This is a genomic window from Streptomyces sp. NPDC021356, assembly GCF_040641015.1.
Lineage (GTDB): Bacteria > Actinomycetota > Actinomycetes > Streptomycetales > Streptomycetaceae > Streptomyces.
Genome location: NZ_JBFACU010000002.1, coordinates 274,364 through 286,555, shown reverse-complemented (window position 1 = coordinate 286,555; position 12,192 = coordinate 274,364). Strand labels below are relative to the sequence as shown.

The 12,192-nt window shown below is 73.8% G+C and carries 13 protein-coding genes; 8 read left to right on the top strand and 5 right to left on the bottom strand.

Features of this window, described 5'->3' with window-relative positions:
- Positions 1–19: 19 nt before the first annotated feature.
- A complete protein-coding gene (locus AB0G56_RS03485) occupies positions 20–193 on the bottom strand; it encodes a hypothetical protein (RefSeq protein WP_360962920.1) in 174 nt (57 codons plus the stop codon).
- Positions 194–428: 235 nt separating this feature from the next.
- Here AB0G56_RS03485 and AB0G56_RS03480 point away from each other — a divergent pair, with 235 nt between their 5' ends.
- The 4 genes from AB0G56_RS03480 (at position 429) to AB0G56_RS03465 (ending at position 4,413) form a co-directional block, all read left to right on the top strand.
- Positions 429–1,652: an NYN domain-containing protein gene (locus AB0G56_RS03480; protein WP_360962917.1), complete on the top strand. Its 1,224-nt coding sequence runs from the start codon at positions 429–431 to the stop codon at positions 1,650–1,652.
- A 128-nt stretch (positions 1,653–1,780) separates the two neighbouring features.
- Entirely contained in the window at positions 1,781–2,755 is a 975-nt protein-coding gene (locus AB0G56_RS03475; RefSeq protein WP_360963305.1) for an ABC transporter ATP-binding protein, read from the top strand.
- Positions 2,756–2,819: 64 nt separating this feature from the next.
- The gene (locus AB0G56_RS03470; protein WP_360962914.1) at positions 2,820–3,647 is read left to right on the top strand and encodes an ABC transporter permease; all 828 of its coding nucleotides are present in this window, start codon (positions 2,820–2,822) and stop codon (positions 3,645–3,647) included.
- 34 nt (positions 3,648–3,681) lie between these two features.
- Complete coding sequence (locus AB0G56_RS03465) at positions 3,682–4,413, top strand: DUF2567 domain-containing protein (RefSeq protein ID WP_360962911.1); 732 nt, start codon at positions 3,682–3,684, stop codon at positions 4,411–4,413.
- Between the two features lie 66 nt (positions 4,414–4,479).
- Here AB0G56_RS03465 and ybaK read toward each other — a convergent pair whose 3' ends face one another.
- The 4 genes from ybaK to AB0G56_RS03445 form a co-directional block, all read right to left on the bottom strand.
- Positions 4,480–4,983, bottom strand: a complete 504-nt coding sequence (ybaK, locus tag AB0G56_RS03460; protein ID WP_360962908.1) for a Cys-tRNA(Pro) deacylase — start codon at positions 4,981–4,983, stop codon at positions 4,480–4,482.
- A 60-nt stretch (positions 4,984–5,043) separates the two neighbouring features.
- The gene (locus AB0G56_RS03455; protein WP_360962906.1) at positions 5,044–5,784 is read right to left on the bottom strand and encodes an LON peptidase substrate-binding domain-containing protein; all 741 of its coding nucleotides are present in this window, start codon (positions 5,782–5,784) and stop codon (positions 5,044–5,046) included.
- 50 nt (positions 5,785–5,834) lie between these two features.
- A complete protein-coding gene (locus AB0G56_RS03450) occupies positions 5,835–7,064 on the bottom strand; it encodes a hypothetical protein (protein WP_360962903.1) in 1,230 nt (409 codons plus the stop codon).
- Positions 7,065–7,212: 148 nt separating this feature from the next.
- Positions 7,213–8,793 (bottom strand): oxidoreductase, encoded by a 1,581-nt coding sequence (locus AB0G56_RS03445; RefSeq protein WP_360962900.1) that lies wholly within the window; start codon positions 8,791–8,793, stop codon positions 7,213–7,215.
- Positions 8,794–8,996: 203 nt separating this feature from the next.
- On the opposite strand from AB0G56_RS03445, the gene hisD reads away from it, so the two are divergent.
- From hisD to AB0G56_RS03425, 4 genes are read left to right on the top strand one after another with little or no spacing between them, the layout of a single operon-like run.
- Positions 8,997–10,322, top strand: a complete 1,326-nt coding sequence (hisD, locus tag AB0G56_RS03440) for a histidinol dehydrogenase (RefSeq protein WP_360962897.1) — start codon at positions 8,997–8,999, stop codon at positions 10,320–10,322.
- Positions 10,319–11,437 carry a histidinol-phosphate transaminase gene (locus AB0G56_RS03435; RefSeq protein WP_360962894.1) on the top strand — a complete coding sequence of 373 codons (1,119 nt, stop codon included), beginning with the start codon at positions 10,319–10,321 and terminating at the stop codon, positions 11,435–11,437. Before hisD ends, AB0G56_RS03435 begins: the two co-directional genes overlap by 4 nt.
- On the top strand, positions 11,434–12,027 hold the full coding sequence (gene hisB / locus AB0G56_RS03430; RefSeq protein ID WP_359066188.1) for an imidazoleglycerol-phosphate dehydratase HisB: 594 nt from the start codon (positions 11,434–11,436) through the stop codon (positions 12,025–12,027). Before AB0G56_RS03435 ends, hisB begins: the two co-directional genes overlap by 4 nt.
- A 5-nt stretch (positions 12,028–12,032) precedes the next feature.
- Positions 12,033–12,191 (top strand): hypothetical protein, encoded by a 159-nt coding sequence (locus AB0G56_RS03425; RefSeq protein ID WP_360962891.1) that lies wholly within the window; start codon positions 12,033–12,035, stop codon positions 12,189–12,191.
- The last annotated feature ends 1 nt before the right edge of the window (position 12,192 follow it).

Here is a 12,192-nt window from a genome sequence, read left to right as displayed (position 1 = left end):
AACGGCCCTCGAGCCGGTCTCAGTTGTGGCCGAAGCGCTTCTGCCGGCCCTTGCGGGCCACGTCCGTGGGACTGAGCTGCGGAGCGTGGTGCTCGGGCTGCGGTTCCGACACGGAGTGCTCCGTCTCGCGCGGGCCGTTCGCGGCCACGGACGCCTTCTGCCGGCTGCGGTCCTGCTTGCGGTTCTTGGCCATGGTGATCAGCCTCCTGCGGGGGATCTAGGGGCCAGGGCCGCGACCAGATTCACATACGCCGACAATGAACGCATGTCGGATAATTACCGTACGTAACAAGGGTCATCGGACCACGGGCTCCCGAAACGCCACGCCGAAGATCGAGTTCGGGCCGTTAACCCCGGCGCCGTCGGGCAGACTCGAAAGAAGCCCGAAGCACTACCTGAGCAACCTCCCCGGAAAGAGGGTGGACCGCGTGGACCGCTGCATCGTCCTGGTGGACGCCGGGTATCTGCTGGGGGCCGCCGCGAGCCTCCTCGCCGGGGAGCCGTCGCGGTCCCGGATCACCGTCGACCACACCGCCCTCATCCAGGGACTGCGCGAGCAGGCCGAGTCCGAGACGGAACGGCCGCTGCTGCGCATCTACTGGTTCGACGGCGCCCCCGACCGCGTTCCCCAGCCCGAGCACCGCAGGCTGCGCGTGATGCCCCGCGTCACCGTCCGGCTCGGCGCGCTGACCCGCAGCGACGGGCGGTGGGCGCAGAAGGGCGTGGACGCCGCCATGCACGCCGAGCTGACCGAACTGGCGCGCAACCGCGCCTGTTCGGACGTCGTCCTCGTCACGGGCGACGGCGACCTGCTGCCGGGCATGATGGCCGCCAAGGAGCACGGCGTCGCCGTCCACCTGTGGGCCGTGCAGGCCGCCGACGGCGACTACAACCAGTCCGAGGACCTGGTCGCCGAGGCCGACGAGCGCCGCGTCCTGGACCGTACGTGGATCACCAAGGCGGTACGCGCCAAGGACCTGGGCGGCGTCTGCGCACCGCCGCCCGCCCCCCGCCCCGAGATCGCCGCGATCCTCTCCGCGCCGCTGCCCGAGTCCGGCCTGACCGCCACCCGCGAGCGCCCCGCAGAGGAGCCGCGCCACGCGGTGGACGCCGGCGCGCGGGGCGGCACCGAGGAGCGGCTGCCGGCCACCGCCAAGGGCGTCCCCACCCCCAAGGACCTCGCCGCCCTGCGCGCCCCCGGCGCCCCGCAGGCCGACCGGCACCCCACCACCGCGACCCTGCGCTGGTCCTCCGACAAGGGCTGGGTGGACCGGCCCGGCGTGGCCGGCGAGTCGCCCGACGCCGCGTCCCTGCCGACCCTCGCCCAGCTCACCACGGCCGAGCAGCGGTGGGCGGACCGCGAGGAGGACATCACGACCGTCGGCGGCGACCCGTACGAGGTCGGACAGGTGTTCGCCCGACGTTGGATGGGACGTCTCGGCGACCAAGCCCACCTGCAGAAACTGTCGTCGATGTACCCGCGGGTGCCACACCGCATCGACGGCGAGCTGCTGCGCTACGCCGCACGGTTCGGGCTGCTCGCGCACAAGGACGACCAGATCGACGAGCACGACCGGTACGCGATCCGGGCCGGGTTCTGGCGGGAGATCGACGTCCGCACGGCCGCCGAGCACGCCCCGGCGGGCGACTGACCCCCGGTTCGAGGACCCGGAGGAACCGGGAGAGGTCGCCCCAAGGACGAGTAAAGCCCGCGGACCCCGTACTCTCGTCCCTTGTGAGTACGCGCGCGGCACCGGGACTTCGGCACACAGGCGACGTCGTGTGCGCGGTGCGCGGACTGACCAAGACCTATCCCGCGGCCCGTGGCCGGCGCGGCACCCCGGGCACCCCCGAGGTACGGGCCACCGACGAGATCGAGCTGGACGTGCGGCGCGGCGAGATCTTCGGACTGCTCGGCCCGAACGGCGCCGGGAAGTCCACCCTGGTCCGTCAGCTCACCGGGCTGATGCGCCCCGACCGCGGCACCGTCGAGATCCTCGGCCACGACATCGTGGCCCACCCCGAGCGGGCCGCCCGCCTCCTCGCCTACCTCGGGCAGGAGTCCAGCGCCCTGGACGAGCTGACCGTCTCGCTCGCCGCCGAGACGACCGGCCGGCTGCGCGGACTGGACGTGCGGCGGGCCCGCGCCGAGCGGGACGCCGTCCTCGGCGAACTGGGCCTCGCGCCGATCGCCGCACGCCCCCTGAAGAAGCTCTCCGGCGGCCAGCGCCGGCTCGCCTGCTTCGCCGCCGCCCTGGTCGGCGAGCGCCCGCTGCTCGTGCTCGACGAGCCCACCACCGGCATGGACCCGGTGGCGCGGCGCGCCGTGTGGTCCGCCGTGGACCGGCGCCGCGCCGAGCACGGCACCACCGTCCTGCTGGTCACCCACAACGTCATCGAGGCCGAGACCGTCCTCGACCGCGTCGCCGTCCTCGACCGGGGACGGGTCATCGCCTGCGACACCCCGGCCGGCCTCAAGGAGCGGGTCTCCGGCGAGGTGCGGGTCGAACTGGTGTGGCGCGAGCGCGCGCCCCTGGACGTCCCGGAGGTCGCCGCGCTCCAGGAGCGGGCCGACCGGTCCGGGCGCCGCTGGACGCTGCGGCTCGCGCCCGAGGAGGCCCGCGCCGTGGTCGCCACGGTCACCGGCGGCGCCGCCTTCGCCGCCCTGGACGACTTCACCCTCACCACGCCCAGCCTGGAGGACGTGTACCTGGCGCTGGGCGGCGCCGCCCAGCAGGGGCTGGTGAAGGCGTGAGCGGTGCCGGACTACGTCGTGGACAGGGCCTGGGGCAGGCAGCGAAGCAGAGGAGCAGTTCGACGTGAGTGTCGTACCCGCCGACGTGCTGGCCGGCCGGGCGGCCGCGCAGGACACCGGTCCCGCCCGGGCGGCGGTCGCCGAACTCGGCCCGCGGGCGCGGCTGTGGCCGTCGCTCGCGGCCGTGTACCGGGCCCAGCTGTCCCGCGCGCGGGTGGCGCGCATCCCGCTGCTGTTCGTGGCGACCTTCCAGTCCGTCGGCATCATGATCATGATGCGGGGCGTGGTCAGCGGCGGCGGCGAGGCCCGGTCCGTGGTGGCCGGCGCGTCGATCGTCGTCGTCGCCTACGTCGCCCTCAACCTGCTCGCCCAGTACTTCGGGCAGCTGCGCTCCAGCGGCGGGCTCGACCACTACGCGACGCTGCCGGTGCCGCCCGCGGCCGTGGTGCTGGGCGCGGCGGCGGCGTACGCCTCCTTCACGGTGCCGGGAACGCTCGTGACCGCGCTCTTCGGCTGCGCGCTGTTCGGGCTGCCGCTGGGCAACCTGTGGGTGCTCGTGGCGGTGATCCCGCTCGCGGGAGCGGCGCTCTCCGGCCTGGGCGCCGCCTGCGGGCTGCTCGCACCCCGGCCGGAACTGGCCACGCTGCTGGGGCAGCTGGGCATGTCGGCCGCGCTGCTCCTGGGGGTGCTGCCGCCGGAGCGGATGCCCGAGGTCATCCGGCTCGCCCGCGACCTGCTGCCCTCCACCTACGGCGTGGAGGCCTACGCCCGCAGCTTCGCGGACCGTCCGGACTGGACGTGGGTGGGCATCGACATGGCGGTCTGCGCCGGGGTCGGGGTGGTCTCGCTGGCCGTGGCCACCTGGGCCTACCGCCGGGCGGCCGTCCGGTGACGCGGCTGACAGAGTCACCTGGCACGATGACAGGGTGACCGCTCCGTTGACTCCTCCCACGCCGCCGAACCGGCGGCCCGCCCAGCCCTCCGAGCCCGCCCGGCCCGGCGGCGACGCGCAGCCCCCGGCGCAGCCGCCCGTGGAGAGCGCGCCCGAGCAGACCCGGCAGGCGCCCGCGGACGGCGCGGGGACGGCTGGACCGGTGGACGGACAGGACGGCCCCGGGATGAAGACCGAACTCCGGGAGGCCGCCGTGGTCACGGTGGCCGTGGCGCTCGGCGGTGTCCTGCTGGGACTCCTGTGGCTGTGGCTGGCGCCGCGCATCCCCCTGGTCGGGAACGTCACCGGGAACAGCTGGGTCGTCTACCTCAAGGACACCGAGGGGGAGCAGGCGATCGGCGTCGACGGAACGTTCACGCTGCTGGCCCTCGGGCTCGGGGTGCTGAGCGCGGTGGTGGTCTTCCTGCTGCGCAGGCGCGGGGGAGTGCCCCTGGTGGTGGCCCTGTGCGTCGGCGGGCTCCTCGGCTCGCTGCTGGCCTGGCGGCTCGGCGTGTGGCTCGGCCCCCAGCAGGACGTCGTCGCGCATGCCAGGGCCGTGGGCGAGGGGAAGACCTTCTCGGCCCCGATCCGGCTGGGCGCCAAGGGCGCGCTGCTGGCCTGGCCGCTGGCCGCCCTGGTGGTGCACCTCGCGCTGACGGCCCTCTTCGGCCCCCGCGACCCGGACCCGTACGACCAGGAATCCCACGAGGGGCCTTCCCCGGCGTAGCCGCGCGGGGCCGGTGGGCGGTGCTCGGGAGGAGGCGCGAGCGGCGGGGGGAAAGGCCCGGGGCCCTCAGGCCCGGCCGATCGGGGCCAGTACGGCGTCCGTCAGCCGGGCCAGGTCCGCCGGGGACAGTTCGACCTCCAGGCCCCTGCGGCCCGCCGAGACGCAGATCGTGTCGTGGGACGACGCCGAGGCGTCCAGGACCGTGGGGAGCTTCTTGCGCTGGCCCAGCGGGCTGATGCCGCCGCGGACGTAGCCGGTGGTGCGTTCGGCGAGGGTCGGGTCCGCCATCGCCGCGCGCTTGCCGCCGACCGCCGACGCCAGGGCCTTCAGGTCGAGGGAGCCCGCCACCGGCACGACGGCCACCGTCAGGGCGCCGTCGACGTCCGCGACCAGCGTCTTGAACACCCGGTCCGGGGAGACGCCCATCGCCTCGGCCGCCTCCTCGCCGTAGGACGGGTGGGCCGGGTCGTGGTCGTAGGAGTGGACGGTGTGGGCCACGCCCGCCGCGCCCAGGGCCACGGTCGCGGGCGTCCCCCCGGACTGCTGCTGCTTCTTCGCCTTCTTCGCCATACGTCCCCGATCTCCCTGTGCTCGCCGTTCGCCCTGTCCGCCCCGTCGCCCCGCGTTCCCTCAGTTGAAGCTCGTGGGGCCGCTCGTCAGGTCCGCGGACGGCAACGACGGCAGATTACGGATGATCGCGGTCTCCGAGCGAAGGAGCCTCAGCTCGTCCCGCAGGCGCGAGGAGGTGTCCGGCGCCTGGAGCAGCCGCTGCTTGGTCGGGATGTCCAGCACCATCGCCGCCGCCACCAGGTACGACACCACGCTCGGCTCGTCCGGCAGTTCCGCGCCCGTGGCCAGTGACCGCTCCCGCGCGCCGGCCAGCCGCTTCTGGTACTGCCGGAAGGACCGCAGCACCCCCTCGGCCAGCGGGCCCGCCTCGTCGCCCGGTTCCTCGGTCAGTTCCTCCAGCTCGGCGGTGAGGAACGGCCCGGAGGCGTCCACCGACAGCAGCCGCACCCGTGTGGTGCCGGTCGCCAGCACCTCGAAGGTCCCGTCGGCCCGCTCCCGTATCGTCGCCGCGTCCGCCACGCAGCCCACGCCGTGGAGCGCCCTGGCGGGGTCGGGCCCGAAGCCGGCCGCGGGGCCGCGCTCGGGCAGTGCGGTCGGATCGGGCATGCCCGGAGCGCTCGGGGCCACCTCGTGGCCGTCGCGGATCGCCACGACGGCGAACCGGCGCGGTTCGTCCTCGGGCGTCTTCAGCAGGGCGCGCAGCATCGCGCGGTAGCGCTCCTCGAACACGTTCAGGGGCAGCACAAGCCCCGGGAACAGCACCGAGTTCAGGGGGAAGAGGGGAAGCCGGACGGTGGTCACGGCGCAAAAGCCTAATGGCCGCGCGCCCCGGCCCGTCCGCCGCGCCCGGTTTAGGGGGTGCGCGCGGCTCTGGTGAGCGGGACGGAGCGGACGTCGGCGCGCAGTTCCAGGAACAGGCCGAGCGGGTCGCCGGAGAACCGGTCCCAGGGGAAGGAGGTGGCGTACGGGCCGGTCAGACGCAGCTGGGCGAGCGCGTCCTCGTGGCGGTCCAGGCGCACCAGGACGTACGCGAGCAGGTTGCGCAGCTCCGCGTGCCGGGGCGTCGCCGCCGGGACGAGTGCGGACAGCGCGATCGCCCGGTCCGCCGCCGCCTCCAGCCGGGACCGCTCCACCCAGGGCCCGCCACCGTCGGCGAGGCAGGCGAAGGCGACCCGCGCCGGCAAGCCCTGCACGAGGGCGTCACAGGGGGCGTCCTGGGCGGCCCGGTCGGCGAAGTCGAAGCACTCCCGAAGCGACCCGTGCGAGCCCTGCGAGCGGTGCGGTGCATGGGAGCCGTGCGGTGCGTGGGAGCCCTGCGGTGCATGGGAACCCTGCGGTGCGTGGGAGCCCTGCGGTGCATGCGAGTCCTGCGGTGCATGCGAGCCCTGCGGTGCATGTGAGGTGCGTTGGAGCGGGTGTGCGCCGCGTGCGTGATGTGGTGCGTCAGGGCTGTGCGAGCCGGGCCCTGTGTTCCCCGGCGGGACGCAGCAGGCGGTGGCCAGGTACCGCAGGGCGGCCACGTGGCAGCCGTGGTGGTGCGGGGCGCGGCGGACCGCGGCGGCCCACAGCTCCTCGAAGTAGCGGTGTCCGGCGCGGCTGCCGCGCGCGTGGTCGAGCGCGACCCGCCAGGGCACCGGGTCCCGGTCGTCGGCGCGGGCGGCGGCCGTGATGAGCGGTCCGGCCCCGCGCAGCAGCTCGGCCCGGGCCGGTGAGGGCCAGGCGCGGTCCACGGCGAGCTGGGCGGTGAGCAGCAGCGCGTCCGGGTCGCCGGGCGCGGCGGCGCGCCAGGCGTCCAGCCACTCGCCGCGGGCGCCCGCGAACGCGGCCAGGCGCCGCGTGTAGCCGTCGCGGTCCTCCCACTGCGCCCGCTCCCGGGTGCCGGCCAGCAGGTGCGCGGCGGGTCCGTAGGCGCCCCGCGCGGCGGCGACCAGGGCCGGGCCCAGCCGGTCGTCCGGCGCGTCGAGGAGCACCTCTTCGTCGGCGGCCAGACCGGCCGGCGGCGGCCCGGTGGCGGGGGCCGGGGTTCTGGTCATCCGGGTGGGGCGGATGAAGGGGGGCAGCAGAGCCATGGTGTCGACCATTGAAAGTCCGCAGGTCGCGGCGCGCCAGAGGGCCGGAGCAAGCCGGGGAAAGTTGTACGGCGCCCGGTCAAGGTCAGGCAAAAAGGTGAGTGTTCAACAATTGTTCGGGCGGCGTTCACATGTCCGGGCGGCACCGTCGCCGCCGGGGTCACCTGCGGCGCAGCAGGCGGGTCGCCCCCGCCGCCACCGTGGTGGCCAGCGTCCAGCCCAGCAGGACCATCGCCGCCGCGAGCCACTGCCACAGGCCGTCCAGCTGCCACTGGCTGGCCTGGCCGAAGTCGACGACCGGGAGCAGCAGGTCGAGCGCGTACAGGGCGGGGTTCCACTGCTGCTGGGCGCCGCCGGGGCCGGGCGCGGGACGACCGGCGTGCGCGAAGGCGAGCGACCCGGCCGCCCACAGCACCGCCATCCACAGCGCGGCCCTCCCCGGCCGGTACCCGTAGGCCACGGCCCCGTCCTGCACGTACCCCCACAGCCTGGCCGCGGGCGGCAGGGTCTCGCGCCGGCGGCGGTGCTTGGCGAGCAGCACCTCGCGCGCGTCCTCGTCCTCACCGGCCTCGCGCAGCACCGCGGCCAGCCGCTCGTACGGCTCCGGGTTGTACTCGGCGGTCGCCGCCGCCACCCAGTCCAGGCGCTCGGTCAGCGGGAACGGGCCGCGCGGCACGAGGTTCTCGTAGACGAAGCCGCCCATGTGCAGGTTGCCGGGCCCGGGCCAGCCGGCCGCCCGGTCGACGAGGGTGGCGATCCGCGCGCCGGACAGCACCACCTGGCCGCGCGGCGGACGCTCCCCGAGGAAGCGCAGCTCCGGGGCCTGTACCCGGCGCAGGGACAGCGCCTGCTCGTCGGTGAAGGAGAACCGGGCCCCCTCCAGGTCGACGGCCTCCCCGAACCGCCCGTCGTCCAGCCGCAGCCCGCCCTGGCACGCGAACGGCTGGATCCGCGTCCCGCGCGCGGGAGTCACCCCGCTCAGCAGCGGGGCGCCGAGGGCGGCCGGGGTCAGGTAGAGGGTGCGGCCGACGGTCAGCTGGGGCGCGTTCAGCGCGAAGCGCGTGTAGGGACTCGTCACCTGGGCGCCGCGCAGGCTCACGGAGGCGCCCACCTTGGCGCCGCGCATGCTGACCTCGCCGTGCGCCCGGAGCAGCTCGGCCTGGAGGTCCTGGCCCACGATCAGCCCGTCGGCGGCGATCGACCGCCCGGCGCGGTCGTGGTGCACGCTCGCCTGGTTGAGCAGCAGGTCCGTGCCGATCCGCGCGTCGGTGAGCCGGATGCCCGCCGGGAAGCGGCAGCGCGGCAGGTGCAGGTCGCCCTCGGTGTGCACGCGGGCGGCCTCCAGGCGCGGCACCGCGCAGTCCACCAGGCGCACGGTGGTGAAGCGGGCCTCGGGCAGCAGCACCTCGTTCTCGAACCGGCAGCCCATCAGCTCCACGTAGGGCACCACCGTGCCCCCGGCGAGGTCGAGCGTGCCCGTGATCCGCAGCCCGGTCAGCTTCAGGGACGAGACCCGCCCGGCGAGCGCGGGCGGTCCGTCCAGCAGCAGCCAGCAGACCACGCGCGCGCGTACGCTCCGCTCGGGCCCCCAGGGGTGCGGGCCGTGCGGGTCGTCCACCGCCGCGTCCCCGCTGCGCAGGTCGTACACACTGCCGTTGCGGAAGGCCTGCCACATCCCGGCCTCGACGTCGGTCAGGTCGTCCGGCAGGTCCCCGGCGTGCCTGCCGGTCCCCTCGGTCACGGTTCTTCCCTTCTTCCCCAGCTACTCGCCGGTTCGGTCGTTTTGTACAACCGGTGATGCCCGTTGTGTGACGGACTGAACGCGGAATGTGAAGGTGATCTTCCGACTTGTGGCAGAAGGCCGGAACCGTGCGTTCCCAGGTTCTGTATCAGCCATTGATACAGGCGGACGGTGCCCGAGCGCGGTCTGAGAGAATTGGAGACGTGATCTCCCGAATCGATCTGCGCGGCGACGCCCTCCCCGAGGGCCCCGCCCTGCGTGACCTGCTGCCCCGAGCCGACTTCGACGTCTCGGCCGCCCTGGAGAAGGTGCGTCCGATCTGCGAGGCCGTGCATCATCGCGGCGACGCGGCACTGATCGACTTCGCCGAGAAGTTCGACGGGGTACGACTGGAATCGGTGCGGGTTCCGGCCCGGGCGATCGAGGACGCCCTGGAGCAGCTGGACCCGGCCGTGCGCGCCGCCCTGGAGGAGTCCATCCGCCGGGCCCGCCTCGTCCACCGCGCCCAGCGCCGCACCTCGCACACCACCCAGGTCGTGCCCGGCGGCTCGGTGACCGAGAAGTGGGTCCCCGTCGAGCGCGTCGGGCTGTACGCGCCCGGCGGCCGGTCGGTCTACCCGTCCTCCGTGATCATGAACGTCGTACCCGCCCAGGAGGCCGGCGTCGAGTCGATCGCGCTCGCCTCCCCGGCCCAGGCCGACTTCGGCGGCCTGCCGCACCCGACGATCCTCGCCGCCTGCGCCCTGCTCGGCGTGGACGAGGTGTACGCCGCGGGCGGCGCCACCGCCGTCGCGATGTTCGCCTACGGCACCGAGTCCTGCCCGCCCGCGAACATGGTCACCGGCCCCGGCAACATCTGGGTCGCCGCCGCCAAGCGCTACTTCACCGGCCGCATCGGCATCGACGCGGAGGCGGGACCGACCGAGATCGCGGTCCTCGCCGACGCCACCGCCGACCCGGTGCACGTCGCCTCCGACCTGATCAGCCAGGCCGAGCACGACCCGCTGGCCGCCGCCGTCCTGGTCACCGACTCCACCGACCTCGCGGACGCCGTGGAGAAGGAGCTGGAGCCCCAGGTCGCGGCCACCAAGCACATCGAGGACCGCATCCGCCCGGCCCTGTCCGGCCGGCAGTCCGCCATCGTCCTGGTCGACGGCCTGGAGGAGGGCCTGAAGGTGGTCGACGCCTACGGCGCCGAGCACCTGGAGATCCAGACGGCCGACGCCGCCGCCGTCGCCGACCGCGTGCGCAACGCCGGCGCGGTCTTCATCGGCCCCTGGGCGCCCGTCTCCCTCGGCGACTACGCCGCCGGATCCAACCACGTCCTGCCCACCGGCGGCTGCGCCTGCCACTCCTCGGGCCTGTCGGTGCAGTCCTTCCTGCGCGGCATCCACATCGTCGACTACACGTGCGACGCCCTCGCCGAGGTCGCCCACCACGTGGTGACGCTGGCGGAGGCGGAGGACCTGCCCGCGCACGGTGCGGCGGTCAAGGCGAGGTTCGGCTGGAAGGTACCCGAGAGCAAGTGAGCGACGTGAGGATCGACGATCTTCCCGTACGGGACGAGCTGCGCGGCAAGACCCCCTACGGCGCCCCCCAGTTGGACGTCCCCGTACGGCTGAACACGAACGAGAACCCCTACCCGCTGCCCGAACCGCTCGTCGAGCGGATCGCCGAGCGGGTACGGGAGGCGGCCCGCGACCTCAACCGCTACCCGGACCGGGACGCGGTCGAGCTGCGCACCGAACTGGCGAAGTACCTGACGAGGACCGGCGGCCACCCGCTCGCCGTCGAGAACATCTGGGCGGCCAACGGTTCCAACGAGGTCATCCAGCAACTCCTGCAGGCCTTCGGCGGCCCCGGCCGCACCGCGATCGGCTTCGAGCCGTCGTACTCGATGCACGCGCTCATCGCGCGCGGCACGGGCACCGGCTGGATCTCCGGGCCGCGCCGTGAGGACTTCACCATCGACCTGGCCGCCGCCGAGCGGGCGATCGCCGAGCAGCGGCCCGACGTGGTCTTCATCACCACCCCCAACAATCCCACCGGCAACACGGTCGAGGCCGAAACGGTCCTCGCGCTGTACGACGCGGCGCAGGCGGCGAAGCCGTCCATGGTGGTCGTCGACGAGGCGTACGTCGAGTTCAGCCACGGCCGCTCCCTGCTGCCGTACCTGGCGGGCCGGCCGCACCTCGTCGTCTCCCGCACCATGTCCAAGGCGTTCGGCGCGGCCGGACTGCGCCTGGGCTATCTGGCCGCCCACCCCGCGGTCGTGGACGCCCTCCAGCTGGTCCGGCTGCCCTACCACCTCTCGGCGATCACCCAGGTCACCGCACTGGCCGCGCTGGAGCACACCGACACACTGCTGAAGTACGTCGAGCAGCTGAAGGCCGAGCGGGACCGGCTGGTCACCGAACTGCGCGCGATCGGCTACGACGTCACCGAGTCGGACGCCAACTTCGTCCAGTTCGGGCGGTTCGCCGACTCCCACACCGCATGGCAGCGGATCCTCGACCGGGGTGTCCTGGTCCGCGACAACGGCGTACCGGGATGGCTGCGGGTCAGCGCCGGCACCCCGGACGAGAACGACGCGTTCCTCGATGCGGTGCGCGATCTCAAGAAGGAACAGGAGCAGAGCGGATGAACCGCGTCGGGCGCGTGGAGCGCACCACCAAGGAGACCTCCGTCCTGGTCGAGATCGACCTCGACGGCACCGGGAAGACCGACATCGCCACCGGCGTCGGCTTCTACGACCACATGCTCGACCAGCTCGGCCGGCACGGCCTGTTCGACCTGACCGTGAAGACCGACGGCGACCTGCACATCGACTCCCACCACACCATCGAGGACACCGCCCTCGCGCTCGGCGCCGCCTTCAAGCAGGCGCTCGGCGACAAGGTGGGGATCTACCGCTTCGGCAACTGCACGGTCCCGCTGGACGAGTCCCTCGCCCAGGTCACCGTCGACCTCTCCGGCCGCCCCTACCTCGTGCACACGGAGCCCGAGAACATGGCGCCGATGATCGGCGAGTACGACACCACGATGACCCGGCACATCCTGGAGTCCTTCGTCGCCCAGGCCCAGGTCGCCCTGCACGTGCACGTGCCCTACGGGCGCAACGCCCACCACATCGTGGAGTGCCAGTTCAAGGCGCTGGCACGAGCCCTGCGGTACGCCAGCGAACGCGACCCGCGCGCGGCCGGCATCCTGCCCTCCACGAAGGGCGCCCTGTAACCGCCATGAACAGCTTCTCCACCATCCTGATCGTCCTCGGCCTCTTCCTGGGCGGCGGCGTCTACTCCTTCGCCAAGCAGAAGATGCCCACCAGCCTGATCGTGCTGCTGTCCATCGGCGCCGCGATGTGCATCTTCGCGGGCGTGCTGCGGCTGGAGGTGTGAA

What these genes read in the sequence shown, in the direction of transcription:
- AB0G56_RS03485 (WP_360962920.1), bottom strand. Translation starts at nt 193, where the DNA reads ATGGCCAAGAACCGCAAGCAGGACCGCAGCCGGCAGAAGGCGTCCGTG.
- ybaK (WP_360962908.1), bottom strand. Translation starts at nt 4,983, where the DNA reads ATGGCGAAGAAGGCGAAGAAGCAGCAGCAGTCCGGGGGGACGCCCGCG.
- AB0G56_RS03450 (WP_360962903.1), bottom strand. Translation starts at nt 7,064, where the DNA reads ATGGTCGACACCATGGCTCTGCTGCCCCCCTTCATCCGCCCCACCCGG.
- hisB (WP_359066188.1), top strand. Translation starts at nt 11,434, where the DNA reads ATGAACCGCGTCGGGCGCGTGGAGCGCACCACCAAGGAGACCTCCGTC.
- AB0G56_RS03425 (WP_360962891.1), top strand. Translation starts at nt 12,033, where the DNA reads ATGAACAGCTTCTCCACCATCCTGATCGTCCTCGGCCTCTTCCTGGGC.